At 48.1% G+C, this 18,647-nt stretch carries 15 protein-coding genes; all 15 read right to left on the reverse strand.

What is annotated here, in order from left to right:
- Positions 1 to 23: 23 nt before the first annotated feature.
- The 15 genes from pnp to ispG all read right to left on the reverse strand — a co-directional run bounded on the left by pnp (position 24) and on the right by ispG (position 18,604).
- Positions 24 to 2,171, reverse strand: a complete 2,148-nt coding sequence (gene pnp, locus AB432_RS17790) for a polyribonucleotide nucleotidyltransferase (RefSeq protein ID WP_048033417.1) — start codon at positions 2,169 to 2,171, stop codon at positions 24 to 26.
- A 266-nt stretch (positions 2,172 to 2,437) separates the two neighbouring features.
- On the reverse strand, positions 2,438 to 2,707 hold the full coding sequence (gene rpsO / locus AB432_RS17795) for a 30S ribosomal protein S15 (RefSeq protein WP_015891708.1): 270 nt from the start codon (positions 2,705 to 2,707) through the stop codon (positions 2,438 to 2,440).
- A gap of 133 nt (positions 2,708 to 2,840) precedes the next feature.
- Entirely contained in the window at positions 2,841 to 3,782 is a 942-nt protein-coding gene (locus AB432_RS17800) for a bifunctional riboflavin kinase/FAD synthetase (protein WP_048033418.1), read from the reverse strand.
- A 3-nt stretch (positions 3,783 to 3,785) separates the two neighbouring features.
- Complete coding sequence (truB, locus tag AB432_RS17805; RefSeq protein ID WP_048033419.1) at positions 3,786 to 4,712, reverse strand: tRNA pseudouridine(55) synthase TruB; 927 nt, start codon at positions 4,710 to 4,712, stop codon at positions 3,786 to 3,788.
- On the reverse strand, positions 4,705 to 5,700 hold the full coding sequence (locus tag AB432_RS17810) for a DHH family phosphoesterase (RefSeq protein ID WP_048033420.1): 996 nt from the start codon (positions 5,698 to 5,700) through the stop codon (positions 4,705 to 4,707). Before AB432_RS17810 ends, truB begins: the two co-directional genes overlap by 8 nt.
- Entirely contained in the window at positions 5,690 to 6,055 is a 366-nt protein-coding gene (rbfA, locus tag AB432_RS17815; RefSeq protein WP_007719226.1) for a 30S ribosome-binding factor RbfA, read from the reverse strand. Before rbfA ends, AB432_RS17810 begins: the two co-directional genes overlap by 11 nt.
- A 27-nt stretch (positions 6,056 to 6,082) precedes the next feature.
- On the reverse strand, positions 6,083 to 6,364 hold the full coding sequence (locus AB432_RS17820; protein WP_007719228.1) for a DUF503 domain-containing protein: 282 nt from the start codon (positions 6,362 to 6,364) through the stop codon (positions 6,083 to 6,085).
- Positions 6,364 to 8,931: a translation initiation factor IF-2 gene (gene infB, locus AB432_RS17825; protein ID WP_048033421.1), complete on the reverse strand. Its 2,568-nt coding sequence runs from the start codon at positions 8,929 to 8,931 to the stop codon at positions 6,364 to 6,366. Before infB ends, AB432_RS17820 begins: the two co-directional genes overlap by 1 nt.
- 21 nt (positions 8,932 to 8,952) lie before the next feature.
- On the reverse strand, positions 8,953 to 9,252 hold the full coding sequence (locus tag AB432_RS17830) for a YlxQ family RNA-binding protein (protein ID WP_007719232.1): 300 nt from the start codon (positions 9,250 to 9,252) through the stop codon (positions 8,953 to 8,955).
- Positions 9,249 to 9,539, reverse strand: a complete 291-nt coding sequence (rnpM, locus tag AB432_RS17835) for an RNase P modulator RnpM (protein ID WP_048033422.1) — start codon at positions 9,537 to 9,539, stop codon at positions 9,249 to 9,251. Before rnpM ends, AB432_RS17830 begins: the two co-directional genes overlap by 4 nt.
- A gap of 2 nt (positions 9,540 to 9,541) precedes the next feature.
- The gene (nusA, locus tag AB432_RS17840) at positions 9,542 to 10,633 is read right to left on the reverse strand and encodes a transcription termination factor NusA (protein ID WP_048033423.1); all 1,092 of its coding nucleotides are present in this window, start codon (positions 10,631 to 10,633) and stop codon (positions 9,542 to 9,544) included.
- Positions 10,634 to 10,685: 52 nt separating this feature from the next.
- Entirely contained in the window at positions 10,686 to 11,144 is a 459-nt protein-coding gene (gene rimP / locus AB432_RS17845) for a ribosome maturation factor RimP (RefSeq protein ID WP_048033424.1), read from the reverse strand.
- Between the two features lie 167 nt (positions 11,145 to 11,311).
- The gene (locus tag AB432_RS17850; RefSeq protein WP_048033425.1) at positions 11,312 to 15,616 is read right to left on the reverse strand and encodes a PolC-type DNA polymerase III; all 4,305 of its coding nucleotides are present in this window, start codon (positions 15,614 to 15,616) and stop codon (positions 11,312 to 11,314) included.
- A 116-nt stretch (positions 15,617 to 15,732) separates the two neighbouring features.
- Positions 15,733 to 17,478, reverse strand: coding sequence for a proline--tRNA ligase (locus AB432_RS17855; RefSeq protein ID WP_162630281.1), 1,746 nt, complete (start codon positions 17,476 to 17,478; stop codon positions 15,733 to 15,735).
- Positions 17,479 to 17,521: 43 nt separating this feature from the next.
- A complete protein-coding gene (gene ispG / locus AB432_RS17860) occupies positions 17,522 to 18,604 on the reverse strand; it encodes a flavodoxin-dependent (E)-4-hydroxy-3-methylbut-2-enyl-diphosphate synthase (RefSeq protein ID WP_048033427.1) in 1,083 nt (360 codons plus the stop codon).
- Between the last annotated feature and the right edge of the window lie 43 nt (positions 18,605 to 18,647).

Below are 18,647 nucleotides of genomic sequence, written 5' to 3' on the forward strand. Positions count from 1 at the left end.
GTGACGAAGCCTTTTGTTTTTCTTTATTCTGCTTGTGTTGGTGTTTCTGCAGCTTGTGCCGCAGCAGCTTGCTCTTTCAAAACTGCTTTGCGAGAGAGATTCACACGACCTTGGTCGTCGATCTCGGTCACTTTCACTTCTACTTTATCACCAACTGCGACAACATCTTCTGTTTTGGCTACACGCTCTTCAGCCAGTTGAGAGATGTGGCACAAGCCCTCTTTACCTGCGAACAACTCGATGAACGCACCGTACTTCTCTACGCGTTTTACTGTTCCCAGGTACACCTGACCAACAGCTACCTCACGAACCAGATCTTCAATGATTTGTTTCGCGCGCAGATTCGCCTCGTGGTTGATGGATGCGATGAAGACTCGTCCATCTTGTTCGATGTCGATTTTTACGCCGGTTTCTTCGATAATCTTATTGATGACACGACCTTGTGGACCGATTACATCGCGAATTTTCTCCGGATTGATCGTCATGGTCATGATTTTTGGTGCATAAGGGGACAGTTCTTTACGCGGTTCGGAAATCGTGCTCATCATATGGTTCAGGATGTGCAAACGGCCTACACGCGCTTGCTCCAAGGCCAGCTCTAAAATCTCACGGTTAATACCGGAAATTTTGATGTCCATTTGGATAGCTGTTACACCAGCCTCTGTACCCGCTACTTTGAAATCCATGTCTCCCAAATGATCTTCCATACCTTGAATATCAGTCAGGATCGAGAAAGATTTCTCATCTTTGCTCATGATCAAGCCCATCGCAATACCTGCTACCGGTGCTTTGATTGGTACACCTGCATCCATCAAGGCAAGTACGCTCGCGCAAATCGACGCTTGCGATGTGGAACCGTTGGATTCAATTACTTCGGATACGAGACGAATCGTGTAAGGGAACTCTGTCTCAGATGGAATGATCGGTTCGATTGCACGCTCACCCAACGCACCGTGTCCGATTTCACGACGCCCTGGAGGACGCAACGGACGTGCTTCACCCACGCTATACGGCGGGAAGTTGTAATGGTGCATGAAACGCTTCGATTCTTCCAGACCGAGTCCATCGAGAATTTGAACATCTCCTAGTGCGCCCAATGTGCAAACGCTCAGCGCTTGCGTCTGACCGCGGGTAAACATAGCAGAGCCATGTGTACGGGAAAGAATGGTTGTCTCACTGGACAGCGGACGGATTTCGTTCAGAGCTCGTCCATCAGGGCGAACTTTCTCGTCAGTAATCAGACGGCGAACCTCGTCCTTGACAATATTGCCAAGCACTTCGCTAATCATTTTTTCCTGCCCTGGATATGCCTCAGGGTCCTTGGCTGCAAAATGCTCTTTGGTTTCAGCCTTGATATCGTCAATAGCATCGTAGCGTGCTTGTTTTTCTTCGATGCGAACAGCTTCTTTCAGGCGAGCTTCCGCATATTCACGTACAGCTTGATCGATTTCAGGATCTACCTCATGCAAGATGACTTCCATCTTTTGCTTGCCAATTTCGGACACGATCATATTCTGGAATTCTACGAGTTGCTTAATTACGTCATGACCAGCCATGATCGCTTCGAGCATTACTGCTTCTGGTACTTGGTTCGCAGCTGCTTCCACCATGTTAATCGCTTTGTGCGTACCTGCGACAGTCAGGTGAATATCGCTTTTCTCCGCTTGAGCTACAGTAGGGTTAATGACGAACTCCCCGTCAATTCTTCCTACGATCACTCCTGCAATCGGACCTTCAAAAGGAATTTCCGAAACGGACAGCGCTGCGGAAGTACCGATCATCGCAGCGATTTCAGGTGAGCAGTCTTGATCCACAGACAGAACAGTATTTACGATTTGTACATCGTTACGGAATCCTTCTGCAAAAAGAGGGCGGACAGGGCGGTCAATCAAGCGGCTAGCCAAAATTGCCTTTTCACTTGGACGTCCTTCTCTTTTAATAAAGCCGCCAGGAATTTTCCCAACCGCGTAGAGACGCTCCTCATAGTTGACAGTCAATGGAAAGAAATCAAGTGGTTTTGGTTCCTTCGAGACTGTAACTGCGGACAGGATTGCTGTATCGCCGTAACGAACCAAGACCGAACCATGCGCCTGTTTAGCCATTTTGCCAAATTCCAGGGTCAGTTTTCGGCCTGCCAGTTCGAAGTCATATGTACGGTATTGTTGCTCCATGATGCTAGCAGTCCTCCTTCACAACAATGTGCATTTCACACTTTGTTTTCTACCTATATGTATTATTTCCTGCCATGATAAAAATTAAATGGCTACCTTTGGCAGTCGTTCTAGATAATAAAAAAAGCTTCTTTTGAAGCTAATGAAAACTACCAGATAGGACACAAGCCTTTTTACTCGTTTCGGATGGGCTTAGCGCATTTCTACGCTAAACCCTCCTACACGATAGAAAAAGCGGGTAGAACCCGCTTTTTACAAGACGCTGATTAGCGGCGCAGACCCAGGCGGTCTACAACCGAACGATAGCGTTGAACATCTGCTTCACGCAGGTATGTCAACAGGTTACGACGTTGACCAACCATTTTCAAGAGACCACGACGGCTGTGGTGATCTTTCTTGTGCGTACGCAAGTGTCCGTTCAGATTGTTAATGTTTTCGGTCAAGATAGCGATTTGCACTTCCGGTGAACCGGTGTCGTTCTCATGAGTACGGAACTCTTGAATCAGTTGAGTTTTACGTTCTTGAGTCAATGCCATCATGACTCACCTCCTCATTTTTTATACCGTTCGCCGAGTCTGCCGTCGGTGAGAATCGGACAGCCAAGCTACGGTTATCTGTACAACGTTTTGAATTATAGCATACCATTTTGCGAAAAGCAAAGAGAATCCTTTACGAGATTCCCTCTGCGAATTTTTGCTTCGCTGTTTGTACATCTCGTCCAATTTGCGCGATGAGTGCATCGACTCCAGCAAATTTCTGTTCTTCCCGTATGTAGAACAGGAACTCTACTTCTACTTCTTTGTCATAGATTTCACCAGAGAACTCAAAAATGTGCACTTCTAGTGACTTTTCTTTTTTCTCCAGTTCAAATGTAGGCTTGATCCCTACGTTCATGACGCCATAGTAGCTTTGTTCATCCACAGTAAAGCGAACACCGTAGACCCCATTCTTTCCGATCAAATACGGCTGATTCACTTGGACGTTCGCTGTAGGAAAGCCAATGGTTCGACCGCGTTTGTCACCATGCACGACTGTCCCGCGCACTTTGTAGGGGCGGCCTAGCAAATGGCGAACCTGCTCGACATCCCCATGATGAAGATATTCACGGATGATTGTACTGCTCACTTTTTCACCCAAGCGATTTACCGGACCCACAATGTCGAGCCCATAGCGACCTTTGCTCATTTCTTGCAAGGTATGGGCAGTTCCCATCCCGCGATAACCAAAGGTGTAGTCGAAGCCAACGACAATATGGCGGCATTCCAATGGGAGAAGGCACTCGGCGATGAAATCCTCTGGATAAATAGCCGCAAAGCTAATATCGAACTTCATCACATACGTAGTGTCTACGCCCATCTTTTCGAATTGCTCGAGCTTGTCTGTAAGTGGTGTCAAATAGCGGGTATAACCGCTTTGCCCCAATACTTCTCGAGGATGCGGATCAAAGGTCACTACCGTACTTTGCCATCCGTTTGCTTTCGCTGTATCAATCGCCTTTTGAATGACTCGGCGATGCCCAATATGTACACCATCAAAGTACCCCAGTGCAATCGCACAAGGATTCGCTTGCAGGTCAGACGGAAACGGGTATGTCAGGTAGATCGTTTTCACGGATTACACCTCGGCTGGAAAGACTTTTTCTGGTTTGGCGAAAAGTCCTTTGTCTCCACGGCATACGCGATGGATGCCGAGTAATTCTTCCCCCGCAAACAAGCAAATCAAACTTCCTTCCTCCGCAGTGACGCCCGGAAGTGCAGTCGCAAGTCCATTACGTACTGCTTTGATCCGTTCAGGCTTGACCTGAAACGATGGTAAGAACGAGATTGCCTGAGGGATGGAGACCAAGTAGCGGGAAATGTCTTCCCCGTTTGCTGCCTGTTCCTCAATTTGCTGGAGGGGGATTGCCTCTTGCTCCTGGAACGGGCCGCTTTTTATTCGCCGCAACAGCTTCATATGGGCAGGATAACCCAGAGCGCGTCCGAGGTCAACACATAAGGTGCGCATGTATGTGCCTTTCGAGCACGTGCACGTGAATGCAACATCGACAGTGTCCCCATCCACGCTAATCTTATGAAGTGTCAGCTCATACAGCGTCACTTTCCGTGCCTGCCGCTCGATCACCGTGCCTTCACGTGCGAGGTCATACAGCCGCTTGCCGTTTACCTTTACCGCAGAGAACATCGGAGGTACCTGCTCCATTTCACCCAAAAAGGATTCGAACAGCGCTTGAATACGCTCCGTCGTAATCGATGCTGCATCTACTCCAGCTTGCTCCACCACTTCTCCAGAAGCGTCTTCCGTCGTGGTAGTAGAGCCGAGGCGCATGACTACATCATAGCGCTTAGGCAGCTCTTGCAAATATTCGACTAGCCTCGTTGCGTGTCCCACACAAATGGGGAGTACTCCCGTCACATCTGGATCGAGTGTACCCGTATGCCCCACTTTTTTCGTTCCATACAATCGACGAATACGTGCTACACAATCATGAGAAGTCATACCAGCTGGCTTGTCGATAACCAGCACGCCGTTCACGTTACTCATCGAATTTCACTCCTACTGCATCGTCCAGCACAGTCCATACTTTTTGCTGTACTTCTGAAAGTGATCCTTTAATCGTGCATCCTGCTGCTTTTGCGTGTCCACCGCCACCGAGCTGCTTCGCAATGACAGCTACGTCAACCCGATCACGAGCACGCATGCTCACCTTGACCACTCCTGGTTCCGCTTCCACAAAAGAAACGCCGACCTCGACTCCCTCAATGTTGCGGCAGTAATTCACCAATCCACCAGCATCTTCCCGCTCGGCACCCACTTCTGCAAAATCTGCGGCTGAAACAGTGATGGAAGCAACCGAATTTTGATGGGACAGTTGCAGGGTTTGGAGCGCACGTCGCAAAACTTTCACATGGGCAAAAGTAATTTCCTCCAGGCAGCGTTCTGCTACGTCTCCTGGCTTCACACCGTATCCGAGCAATCGAGCAGCGATTTCCATGACGCGCGGTGATGTGTTGGAATAGCGGAAACCACCTGTATCCGTCAGAAGACCAGTATAGATGCACAGCGCAAGCTCTTCATTGAAAGAAACCCCAACAGCTTCAGCAACATCAAACAAAATCTCTGCTGTTGCGGCTGCATCCGGACAAACCAGATTTACCGTTCCAAAATGATCGTTGGTCGGATGGTGATCGATATTCAGCAAAGCAGCGCCAGACGCAAATAAAGACCGTACATCGCCCATCCGCGACTCATCCGCGCAGTCTACAGCGATTACGGCCCCGAACGTCTCGTTCAGTGGTTGTTTGCGCAGGTTATAAAGACGGTCAAACCGCGGCAAGAAGTTAAACTTGATCGGTGTTTCCCCTTCGTTTACAACCACATACTCTTTTCCCAATTGCTCTAGCATGAGCACGACTCCCAAAGCAGATCCTGTAGCATCTCCGTCAGGACTTACATGAGAGAGAACCAGGAAGCGGTCGTGCTCCTGCATAAACCGCGCCGCTTCCTGTACTGCCATTTGATTAGGATTCATCCTGTTTCTCTCCCTCTGTGGAGATTTCCCGCAGGATTGATTCAATTTTGCTGCCGTAGTCAATGGACTCGTCCAGCTTGAATACAAAATCAGGAATGTGACGCAGCTTTACGCGTTTCCCGATCTCCGTACGCAAATAACCTTTTGCTTTTGTCAAACCAGCAAGAGAAGCTTTACGTTCTTCCTCACTGCCAAAAATGCTGACAAAAACCTTCGCCAATTGCAGGTCACTACTTACCTCTACATCCGTTACTGTTACAAAACCGACACGAGGATCTTTGAGTCCACGCTGCAATACGAGGCTCAGCTCTTTTTTGATTTCTTCGCCTACGCGGCTAATCCGTGTTTTATTCATCGATTTTTCACCTCCGCTGACTGTTCATTAATCGTAGTATTCCGTATCCACACGAATCAACTCTACATCTGGATGGTTCTCTACAAATCGAACGACAGTCTGCATTTCTTGTTGTAAAAAAGATATCTCATTAGCAACGGCAGCGATACCCAACACGGTACGCTGCCATTGCTCGAGATAAGCCACCTCTGCCGCGGAGACGTTAAATCGGCTCCGCAGCTTGCCGATCAGACTTTTGACGATGGCTCGTTTTTCTTTCAGGTTTTGGCTAGCGGGCAGAAACAGTTCAATCTGCACACCGGCTATCATTATTGTTTCACTTCAACCATGACGAATGCTTCGATTACGTCGCCGATTTTGAGGTCATTGAAGCGTTCCAAAGTCAGACCACACTCATAGCCTGCTGCAACGTCTTTCGCATCATCTTTGAAGCGCTTGAGGGTATCGAGCTTACCTTCATAAATCACAATGCCTTCACGGATCAAACGCGCACCAGCATCGCGGCTCAATTTACCTTCAGTCACATAGCAACCTGCAATGTTTCCGACTTTGGATACTTTGAACACTTCACGAATCTCAGCCTGGCCGATAATATTTTCTTTGAAGACTGGATCAAGCATCCCTTTGAGAGCAGACTCGATCTCTTCGATTACAGTGTAGATGACACGGTGCAGGCGAATGTCGATCTTCTCTTGTTCAGCCATGCTGCGTGCATTCGGTTCAGGACGCACGTTGAAGCCAATGATAATCGCATTCGATGCATTTGCCAACGTAACATCGGACTCCGTAATTGCCCCAGCACCTGTATGAATGATTTTGACACGTGTACCATTGACATCAATTTTCTCCAAAGCACCACGCAGAGCTTCTACAGAACCTTGTACGTCACCTTTTACGATCAGGTTCAGCTCTTTGATGTCGCCTTCTTGGATGTGCTGGAACAAGTCATCCAAAGAAACGCGGGAGCTCTCACGACGCTCGGATTCACGCTGCTTGGATGCACGTGCTTCCCCGATTGCGCGCGCCTTTTTCTCGTCTTCAAAGACACGGAACTGGTCACCTGCTTGTGGTACATCATTCAGACCAGTGATTTCAACTGGCGTAGATGGACCAGCTTCCTTCAGACGGCGTCCTTTGTCGTTCACCATTGCACGTACACGTCCGAAAGCGGAACCAACTACAATTGGGTCACCAACGCGTAGGGTACCTTGTTGAACCAGAATGGTTGCAACTGGACCGCGTCCCTTGTCAAGCTCAGCTTCTACAACGGTACCGCGAGCGCGCTTGTCTGGGTTTGCTTTCAGTTCTTGTACTTCGGATACGAGCAAGATGTACTCAAGCAGTTCTTCGATACCTGTACGCTGTTTCGCGGACAATGGGGAGAAGATCGTATCGCCGCCCCACTCTTCGGCAACCAGTTCATACTCGGTCAGCTCTTGCTTGATACGGTCAATATTTGCTTCTGGTTTGTCAACCTTGTTAACAGCTACGATGATTGGAACGTTTGCCGCTTTTGCATGGCTGATCGCCTCAATCGTTTGCGGCATGACACCGTCATCTGCTGCAACAACCAGAATGGTAATATCCGTAATTTGCGCACCACGTGCACGCATGGTTGTGAACGCCGCGTGACCAGGTGTATCGAGGAATGTAATTTTCTTTCCTTTGATCTCAACTTGGTACGCACCGATATGCTGTGTAATTCCGCCTGCTTCTCCCGCTACTACGTTTGTAGAGCGAATCGCATCCAACAAAGTTGTTTTCCCGTGGTCAACGTGACCCATGATGGTAACAACTGGCGGGCGCTCCAACAGGCTTTCTGGTGCATCTACTTCTTCCAGTGTTTCGAAGTTCGTTTCATCGATGATGATTTTTTCTTCGACTTCTACGTTGTAGTCCGCGCAAATGAGTTCGATAGCTTCACGGTCGAGGTACTGGTTGATCGTCGCCATGATGCCCAAACCGAACAGCTTTTTGATGACTTCAGCCGGTTCCTTGCGCAGTTTCACTGCCAGCTCATTTACAGTCAAAGACTCTGTAAACGTAATCTTTGTAGGTGGTTCAAGAACAGGGCGTTGCGGCTTTTGTCCTCCACCACGATGGTTGTTTCCTCCACGGCGGTTGTTTTGGTTGTTACGGTTGTTCCCACCGCGGAATGGTTGACTCTTCTTGTTATCTTCGAAAGTCTTTTGGGTTTGAGGGGCCTTTTTGATTTTCTCACGCTTTTCCATACCAACGTTGGATGGAAGGTTCACTTTATCTTCAAAATCTTCCCCTGTACGACCTTCCGTTTGGTTCTGCTGTGCAGGACGCTGCTGGTTTTGTGGTCGTTGCTGATTTTGAGGACGCTGTTGGTTTTGTGGTCGTTGTTGGTTTTGTGGTCGTTGTTGATTCTGCGGCTTACGGTCAGACGGCTTTGCAGGTTGACTTCTCATATTGTTTGGTTTTCTCTCCTGATTCTTCCCCTGATTTTTTCCATGCTGAGGACTATGCTGATCGGGATTGCCACTAGCACTGCTATTTCCTGGACGATTTGTGCTTGTGTTCTCTGGTCCGCGATCGCTGTTTGGTCTTTCATTTCTAACCGGTTGAACTTGCCCCGCTTGCTGCTGGGGTTTGATCTGTTGTCCTCTGGAGTCGTTGGGGCGTCGTTGATCGTCCGTTTGTTTGGGTCTTGCATCACTAGGTGTACTGCGCGTTTCTGGTTTGGCACCAGAACGTAATTTGGCCATGTGATCCTCGATCCTTTTGATCGTCCCTTCTTCCATGATACTCATATGATTTGCTACTTCTATATTCAATCGTTTTAGCAAATTGAGGATTTCCTTACTGCTCATGTTGTGCTGTTTGGCATACTCATACACACGTGTCTTCAAATATACTTCACCCTTTCTAAGTTAGGTGAGCAGACGCTGAATGCTTTCGGCCAATTTCCCATCGGTTACCGCCACGGTAACGCGCCCATCTTTTCCGATTGCGTGTCCCAATGAATGTCGGTCGCCAGTGGTTACACACGAGACACCGTAATAGGAACATTTATCCTTTACTTTCTTGGCGGTATTGTCTGATGCATCTGATGCGAGTAATACCAGGCGGGCCTGCCCATTACGAATAGCGGTAATGACCAGTTCCTCCCCGGTAACGATCTTTCTCGCTCGCATCGCCAATCCGAGTAGTTGTGCTGCTTTTGGGATCATTTTCCCATCATCTCCAACCATTTCTCACGGAAAGCATCATACTTTTCTTGGGAGATGGACATATTGAGGGCACGTTCCAGCACTTTTTTCCATTTTCCCGATGCGAACGCATCCGGCTTCAGACAGCTTTCCTGCCGACACACATAGGTACCGCGTCCCGCCGCCCTTCCAGTAAGATCAATGACGATCTCTTCTTCTGGCGTCCGGACAACGCGGATTAATTCCTTTTTCGGAAACATTCCTTGGCAAACAATGCACTTACGCAACGGGATCTTTTTTTGCTTCATGATTATTCGTTGTCCGTCCCTTCATCGCTCTCTACTTCTTTTGGATAAGCGATGCCTTCTTGGTCGGCTTGGGACTCGCTCTTGATATCGATCTTCCAGCCAGTCAGCTTGGCTGCCAGGCGTGCGTTTTGACCGCGCTTACCAATCGCCAGAGACAATTGATAATCAGGAACGATCACACGTGTAACCTTCTCCGCTACGTTAACCTCAACATGCAGCACTTTTGCAGGGCTGAGTGCATTGGCTACATACTCGGCAGGATCTTCAGACCAACGAACAATGTCGATCTTTTCGCCTTTCAGCTCTGTAACGATCGTTTGGACGCGCATGCCCTTAGGACCGACACAAGCCCCTACTGGATCAACATCTGCGTTGATGGAATGCACAGCGATCTTCGAGCGATCACCCGCTTCACGCGCAACAGATTTGATTTCAACCACACCGTCATATATTTCTGGCACTTCTAATTCGAAGAGGCGCTTCAAAAGCCCCGGGTGAGTACGGGAAACGACGATTTGCGGTCCTTTAGTGGTTTTCTCTACTTTGATGATGTATGCCTTCACACGATCTTGTGATTTAAAATCTTCGGATGGCATTTTTTCGGTGATCGGCATAACGGCTTCCGCCTTACCCAGATCAATGTAATAATTGCGAGCGTCCATACGCTGAACGACGCCAGTTACGATATCGTCTTCACGCTCAATAAACTCGCTGTAGATCAAACCGCGCTCCGCTTCGCGAATGCGCTGCGTAACCACTTGCTTCGCTGTCTGAGCAGCAATACGACCGAAATCACGAGGCGTTACCTCGATTTCGACGATGTCCTCCAGACGGAAGTTAGGATCGATTTCTTGTGCTGCTTCTTGAGAGATCTCTAGGCGCGGATCCAATACCTCTTCCACTACGTTCTTCCGCGCAAACACACGCACCATACCTGAATGACGATTTACATCCACCCGCACATTTTGGGCCGAGTTGAAGTTACGTTTGTATCCAGAGATAAGAGCCGCTTCGATGGCCTCAATCAGTACGTCTTTGGTGATGCCTTTCTCTCTCTCAATGGCTTCTAAAGCCTCGATAAAATCGCCGTTCATGACTTTCGTTGCCTCCTCCTTTACTTACCACGGGCTACACAGGCCGCGACAACTAAAAAATAATTGCCATTCTAGCCGTGTCAATTTGCTCTTGGGAAATTACATACGTTTTCTTTGCTTCTTTAACTGTCAGCTTGCCATCCTCATAGGATACCAGTTCGCCTTCGAACGTGGTTGCACCTTCTATTGGCTCTTTTGTTGTGATATGCACATTTCTGCCGACAGCTTTCGTGTAATCCTTATCCTTGCGTAATGGGCGCTCAGCACCCGGCGAAGATACTTCTAAAAAGTATGCCGTAGGGATGGGATCTACTTCGTCTAGTTTTTCGCTCAGCTTCTCGCTGACAAGGCGGCAGTCATCGATGTCGATGTTGCCAGTTTCATTGTCGATAAACACGCGCAGAAACCAGTTGCTGCCTTCCTTTTTGTACTCGATGTCAACTAGCTCCAGGCCCAATCCTTCCACAATGGGCGTGACGAGTTCAGTGACGATGCCTGTTACCTTGCTCAAGCAAGTACCTCCTTCTCATTTGAACCATGAGGTGTAGCCAGAAAGAAAGAGTGGGTTTCCCCACTCTCGATCAGCCATGCGTATAAAACCAGTATTTCCAAAAAAATTATAGCATAACAGCCCTCTGCTGACAACCTTTGGATGATTGTGAGCCTTGTCTGGACGCCTTAGAACAAGGATAGCTGGTTGGATTCTGGCAATCCTTTCAAAGCACCTTGCTCGTCCAAGAACTCCAAAATGGTCTTGGAGATGCGGGATCGGGATAGGAGGTCCTCCTTGGACAAAAACTCCCCTTGCTCTCTCGCTTGCACGATACTGATCGCTGCGTTCGTCCCTAAACCAGGCAGGGCGTTGAACGGAGCGATGAGGGAATCTCCTTCGATCAAGAAGCGGGTAGCGTCCGACTTGTACAAATCAACGTTGACAAAACGGAAGCCACGTTCTACCATCTCGAGCGCCATCTCCAAAACAGTCAGTAATGCCTTTTCTTTAGGCTGTGCATCGTGTCCCTTGCCTTCGATTTCTTCAATCTTTTGCTTAATCGCCGCTGAGCCTTTAACCATCAGCGGAATGTCAAAGTCATCTGCGCGAACAGTGAAATACGTTGCGTAAAACTCCAATGGGCGATGAACCTTGAAGTAGGCAATCCGGACGGCCATCATGACGTAAGCAGTCGCGTGCGCCTTCGGGAACATGTACTTGATCCGCTGGCACGACTGAATATACCATTCTGGCACATTGTTATTGCGCATTTCTTCCTGATCGTCCTCAGGAACGCCTTTACCCTTACGCACGGACTCCATGATCTTAAAGGCGCGTGAAGGCTCTAGCCCTTTATAGATCAAATACACCATAATATCGTCACGACAACCAATTACGTCTGGCAACTTGCAGGTACCGTTTCTGATCAAGTCTTGTGCGTTGTTCAACCAAACGTCCGTACCATGAGAGAGTCCAGAAATCTGAACAAGCTCGGCAAACGTAGTCGGTTTCGTGTCTTCTAGCATCTGACGTACGAATTTGGTTCCGAACTCAGGAATGCCAAGTGTCCCCATATTCGTACCGATTTGCTCCGGTGTAACCCCCAAGGCTTCCGTTGTACTGAAGATGGACATCGTCTTTTTATCATCCAGTGGAATCGTCTTCGGGTCCATTCCCGTCAAGTCTTGCAGCATGCGAATGACAGTCGGATCATCGTGTCCAAGAATATCGAGTTTTAGCAAGTTGTCATGAATGGAGTGGAAGTCGAAATGAGTTGTGCGCCATTCTGACTCATTATCATCAGCCGGGAACTGAATCGGACAAAAATCTTCAATTTCCATGTAGTCAGGAACTACGATAATACCGCCCGGATGCTGTCCTGTCGTCCTTTTTACACCTGTACAGCCGTTGACGATCCTGGATATCTCTGCATTGCGCAACGTCATGCCACGCTCATCGGCATACTTTCGCACGTAGCCATACGCTGTTTTTTCCGCAACGGTACCAATCGTTCCTGCACGATATACGTAATCCGCTCCGAAAAGCTCTTGTGTGTACTTGTGTGCACGGGGCTGATAATCACCGGAGAAGTTCAAGTCAATATCCGGTACTTTATCTCCTTTAAAGCCGAGGAACGTCTCGAACGGGATATCCTGGCCGTCCTTGGCATACATGGTCCCACATTCTGTACATGCTTTATCCTCCAAGTCAAACCCAGAGGCTATTGAACCATCTGTAATAAACTCGCTGTGCTTGCAATTTGGGCAACGATAGTGAGGGGGCAATGGGTTTACCTCTGTAATCTCAGACATCGTTGCAACAAAAGACGAGCCTACAGACCCACGTGAACCTACCAGGTAACCATCATTCAACGATTTCGTTACCAAACGCTGCGAAATCAAATAAATCACACCGAAGCCGTGCTTGATGATACTGGTCAATTCTTTTTCCAAGCGATGCTCGACCAGTTCGGGCAATGGGTCACCATATAACGACCTTGCTTTGTCGTAGCACATTTGACGAAGCTCATCGTCTGCCCCTTCAATGATCGGCGTGTACAGCTTGTCTGGAATCGGACTAATATCCTCAATCATATCCGCAATGGCATTCGTATTTGTTACGACAATTTCTTTTGCGGTCTCTTCTCCCAAAAAGGAAAACGCCTCTAGCATCTCTTCCGTTGTATGCAAGTAAAGCGGCGGTTGGTTGCCTGCGGTTGGATCTCCTTTTGACAATAAGAAAACATCGCGGAAGATTTCATCCTGGGGATTCAGAAAATGCACATCCCCAGTGGCAACGACCAGCTTGCCGAGCTCTTTTCCCATTTCGACAATCTTTTCATGATAGCCTTTCATCGTCTCCAGCGAAGGAATTTCTTCATTACGCAACAGTGGTGAGTAATGAGCGATCGGCTGTAATTCCAAAAAGTCGTAAAAAGCAGCAACTTCCTTCAACTCTTCCGGTGACTTACCACGGAGAATCGATTGCATGAGTTCTCCGTCTTTGCACGCCGTACCAATTAGCAAGCCTTCGCGGTATTTGGTCAGTTGGCTTCGCTGAATTCGGGGCCAACGGAAGAAAGTTTCCACATGGGAACGACTCACGAGCTTGTACAGGTTTTTAAGGCCTTCTTTATTTTGCACGAGAATCGTCGCATGGAATGGACGTCCACTCTTGTAATCCGCCTCTTCGTTGCTTTTTTCATTCAGTTCAGCAAGCGATTTGATTTCCGCTTCTTTTATGTCCTTCAACATTTGCTGGAACACGTGAGCCAAGGCAACAGTATCGTCCAACGCACGGTGAGCATTGATGAGCTCGACGTTGAACTTTTTCGCTAATGATCCCAAACGATAATTGCGCATTCCTTTGTACATCAAACGAGCCAAAGGCAGCGTATCTAAAAATGGATTGCTCCATGGCTCCATGCCAATCCGTTTGGCGCAGGCGTTAATAAACGCTTTGTCAAACTCAGCATTATGCGCAACCAGGATGGCGTCACCAGTAAAATCTTTGAATTTGCGGAGCACCACATCGAGTGTCTCTTGCCCACGGAGCATTTCGTTGGTAATCCCCGTAATCTCGGTTGTCTTTGGCCCAATTTCCAATTGAGGGTCAATCAGCTCCGTCCATTGGTCGACAATTTCTGAGCCTTTCATTTTGACAGCAGCGATCTCGATGATGGTATGTTCTGAGGCGTTTAACCCCGTCGTCTCCGTATCAAATACGACGTATTCGGTGTTTTCATCAATAGCAAGATTATTGTCTGCTTGCAGGTTGTAAACGATATCGATACCATCCTCGACTACGTATGCTTCCATACCGAGAATGCATTTGATGTTGTTCTTTTTGGCGATGGAATACGCCTCTGGGAAAGCCTGCACGACACCATGGTCAGTGACAGCAATTGCTTTATGACCCCACTTTGCTGCTGTCGATACCAGTGATTTTACGGATGCAACGGCATCCAGCGCACTCATCGGCGTATGGCAGTGGAGCTCAACACGTTTCTCTTCCGCATGATCCTTGCGAATGACCTGCTCAATCTGGTTTAAATCATTGGCATTCATCACAAGATCGCGTACAAACGTGTCATGCTGTACACTTCCCCGTACTTTCACCCACATGCCGTCTTTTAGCAATTCAAGCATTTTCACGTCTTCTTTATCGCGGGAGAACATCTTCACCGTGAGAGAATCCGTATAGTCTGAAACGTTAAAAGTGAGCAAATGGCGTCCACTGCGAAGCTCTTTTACTTCTACGTTAAATACGGTTCCTTGAATGACGATACGGCGTTCCTCATCTTGAATCTCGCAAATCGGGATCGGCGCATCTTTGATTTCATAGCCCATCATGAGCGTAGTGACAGCCTCAGTTTTATCAGACGATTTGCTATCTTGCGCAACAGCCGTCATCACAACTTCTACGAGAGCACGCTCTTCCTCTTTACGTTGCTCCTCAAAGGCCTTATAGGCGTCATCGCTTTCTTCCCCATGGAAAGTAAAGCGCATCGAGCAATCGGTAGCCTTCTGGAAAGCAGCCAAAAGCTCATTATCCGCTCGCTTACGCTTGGCAACCTCAACGGACATCTCCGTTGGCAGGTACACCTTGACCTCCTGTTGGTCAACTTGCTTACGCGCTTGACGCATCGTAACGGCCAAGGAGTTCAGAGTTGGCTCTAGCCCCGCCAGTAATACATCCCAATACTCTTCGACTACGTGATCGAGTGACGGCTTTTGTAGATAGCGAAATCGGGTATCTACTTTGGCTAGATGTGAAAATGTATGCGTCAATCGCTTGGTAAAAGCTGCATAAACATCCGCAGGTATCATTCTCGGGAGGGCAAAGTGAAAAACCCATTCTTTGTTTTGTTTATACAGCTCTAGCTTTTCAATCTGAGCATCAAGAAAAAATCGCTCCAACCATTCGTCAGGAACTTCCATTTGCTTGACCAATAGGGAGAAGCGATGTTTTTGCTCTTGTAAACGGTCCACGGTTTTCCCACCTTCCCTATAAGTGAGCGTTCAAACAAGAAAAAGAGGCACTCCCCATTAATCTAGGGGAGTACCCCGTAAAAATTCGACAAAATCCTTCTTATTCCTGCATGCAACTAGTTACCGAACAAGGCAGCTCCAGTTTGGTCAACACAAGATAAGAAGCCTTTTACTTCATCGACCAATTGATCCAGCTTCACATCATGTGCTTCACCGTTTTTGCGGATACGCACTTCCACGGTTCCTTCTTGTGCCGCTTTATCAGAAACCGTAATACGCAGAGGCAATCCAATCAAATCCGCGTCTTTAAACTTCACACCAGCACGCTCAGGACGATCGTCAAACAAAACTTCTACGCCAGCCTTGCGCAATGCTTCTGTAATTTGTTCACTAGCTTGACGTTGCTCTTCTACTTTAACATTGACCGGAATCACATGCACATGGAAAGGGGCAACAGATACTGGCCAAATGATACCATTTTCATCATTGTTCTGCTCAATCACTGCCGCAATCGTACGAGATACACCGATTCCGTAGCAACCCATGATCATTGGTTGACTACGACCGTTCTCATCAAGATACGTAGCACCCATCGCTGTGGAGTATTTCGTACCCAGCTTGAATACGTGACCGACTTCTACACCACGTGCAAACTTGATAACACCACCTGTACGAGGGCACTCGTCACCTTCTGTAATGTTACGCAAGTCAGCGTACTTGGAAACGGTGAAATCACGACCAGCAACTACGTGAGTCAGATGATAATCCGTTTCATTGGCACCGACGACACCATCATAAACATCTTGAACAAAATTGTCCGCGATGATTTCCACTTTTTCAGGATCAATCCCAACTGGGCCAACAAATCCTACAGGCGCTCCTGTTACCGAAACGATATCTGCTTCAGAAGCCAGTCCTACGATCGTCGCATCGTACAAGTTCTTCAGCTTCACTTCATTGATCTCATGATCACCGCGTACCAGCACCATAACCAGCTTGTCGTCTACGCGATAAATGAGGCTCTTGATGATTTGCTTTGCTTCGATTTGCAGTGCTTGTACCAATTGGTCAATCGTTTTGGTGCCAGGCGTGTGCAATTTTTCGCGAGCTGGCGCTTCTGTTGCTGGCTTCGCCGATGGCTTGTACACGACTTCTGCCTTTTCCAAGTTGGCCGCATAATCGCCTTCTTCAGAATAAGCAATCGTGTCTTCCCCAATGTCGCACAACGCCATGAATTCGTAAGTGCCTTTTCCGCCGATTGCACCTGCATCCGCTTCTACTGCACGGAAGTTCAAGCCTACACGGGTAAAGATGTTCGTGTACGCATCATACATAGCCTGGAAGTTGCGATCCAGACCTTCCTGTGACGTGTCGAAAGAGTAAGCATCCTTCATAATAAACTCGCGGCAACGAATCAAACCGAAGCGGGGACGCACTTCATCACGGAACTTGGTTTGAATTTGATAAAGGTTGATCGGGAGTTTTTTGTAAGAGTTAATCTCATCACGCACGAGACTCGTAATGACTTCTTCGTGGGTTGGACCCAAGGCAAAAGGACGATCATGACGATCACGCAGGCGAACGAGCTCGGGACCGTACACATCCCAGCGGCCCGTTTGATGCCACAGCTCAGCTGGTTGCATCGCTGGCATCAACAGCTCTTGTCCCCCAGCATTGTTCATTTCTTCACGCACAATCGCTTGGATTTTGTGCAGGGAACGGAGCGCCAGGGGCAGGTACGTATAAATACCGGAAGCCAGTTGGCGGGCCATACCTGCGCGGAGCAGCAGCTTGTGGCTGGCAATCTCCGCGTCGGATGGCACTTCCCGCAGGGTAGGGATCAACATTTGACTTTGCTTCAACACGTGCGTGTCCTCCTTATGCCTTATCAGCAATCAACGTGCATTATCCTACAGTAGTAGGTTTTTGCTCGTTTACCATTTCGTTAATTTCTTTCATCAGCTCTTCAAACAACTCGGTTTCTTTTACTTTCCGAACAATTTCACCATTACGGAAAATCAAGCCCTCGCCATTTCCGCCGGCAACGCCTACATCTGCTTCACGAGCTTCACCTGGGCCATTTACCGCGCATCCCATTACCGCTACTTTTAACGGTACTTTCAGCGTGGAAATAGCATCCTCGACTTTTGTTGCCAAGCCGATCAGGTCAATTGCGCATCGACCGCAAGATGGGCATGCAATGACCACTGGATCGTTGTTCACGATATCCAAGCTGCGAAGGATTTGTTTTGCTACTTTAATTTCTTCAACTGGATCAGCCGTCAGGGATACACGGATGGTGTCACCGATTCCCATCGACAATACCGTTCCGATTCCAACGGAAGACTTAATGCTGCCAGAGAACTGTGTACCTGCTTCTGTTACACCGACGTGCAGCGGATAGTTACGTTTCTGTGCCATCAACGAATAGGTTTGGATCATCGTTGGAACATCGGAAGACTTCAAGGAAATGACGATGTTGTCGTAATTCAAGTCTTCCAGAATTTGCACGTGGTCGATTGCACTTTCTACGATCGCTTCCGGAGATGGGTACCCGTATTTTTCCAAAAGCCTTCTCTCTACTGAACCGGAGTTGACTCCGATACGGATCGGAACATTGCGCTCACGGCACGCTTCCACTACGCGTTGCGTTTTTTCTTTTGAACCGATGTTTCCTGGGTTAATCCGAATTTTATCAATTCCGCTCTCCAGCGCAATCAATGCCAGCTTGTGGTCGAAATGAATGTCGGCAACGAGTGGCAATGGGGAGCGTTCTTTAATTTTTTTGATGGCACGGGCTGCATCCTCATTGATGACGGCCAAGCGAACAATTTGGCAACCGACATCGTGCAGTCTCTGAATCTCGGCCAGAGTTTTTTCTACATCACGCGTGTCTGCTGTCGTCATCGATTGGATGACTACGCTTTTTTGGCCCCCGATTTGCACTCCACCTACAAAAACCGGTTTCGTCTCCTCGCGCTTGAACATTTTGCACCATCCTTTTAGGTATGTCTGTTTTTCTTTCTATCGT

This window comes from Brevibacillus brevis (assembly GCF_001039275.2).
Taxonomy (GTDB): Bacteria; Bacillota; Bacilli; order Brevibacillales; family Brevibacillaceae; genus Brevibacillus; species Brevibacillus brevis_C.

Coding starts and splice junctions, on each gene's coding strand:
- pnp (WP_048033417.1), bottom strand. CDS start 2,171: ATGGAGCAACAATACCGTACATATGACTTCGAACTGGCAGGCCGAAAA.
- nusA (WP_048033423.1), bottom strand. CDS start 10,633: ATGAACGGCGATTTTATCGAGGCTTTAGAAGCCATTGAGAGAGAGAAA.
- rpsO (WP_015891708.1), bottom strand. CDS start 2,707: ATGGCATTGACTCAAGAACGTAAAACTCAACTGATTCAAGAGTTCCGT.
- truB (WP_048033419.1), bottom strand. CDS start 4,712: ATGAGTAACGTGAACGGCGTGCTGGTTATCGACAAGCCAGCTGGTATG.
- AB432_RS17810 (WP_048033420.1), bottom strand. CDS start 5,700: ATGAATCCTAATCAAATGGCAGTACAGGAAGCGGCGCGGTTTATGCAG.
- rbfA (WP_007719226.1), bottom strand. CDS start 6,055: ATGAATAAAACACGGATTAGCCGCGTAGGCGAAGAAATCAAAAAAGAG.
- AB432_RS17830 (WP_007719232.1), bottom strand. CDS start 9,252: ATGATCCCAAAAGCAGCACAACTACTCGGATTGGCGATGCGAGCGAGA.
- AB432_RS17820 (WP_007719228.1), bottom strand. CDS start 6,364: ATGATAGCCGGTGTGCAGATTGAACTGTTTCTGCCCGCTAGCCAAAAC.
- rnpM (WP_048033422.1), bottom strand. CDS start 9,539: ATGAAGCAAAAAAAGATCCCGTTGCGTAAGTGCATTGTTTGCCAAGGA.
- ispG (WP_048033427.1), bottom strand. CDS start 18,604: ATGTTCAAGCGCGAGGAGACGAAACCGGTTTTTGTAGGTGGAGTGCAA.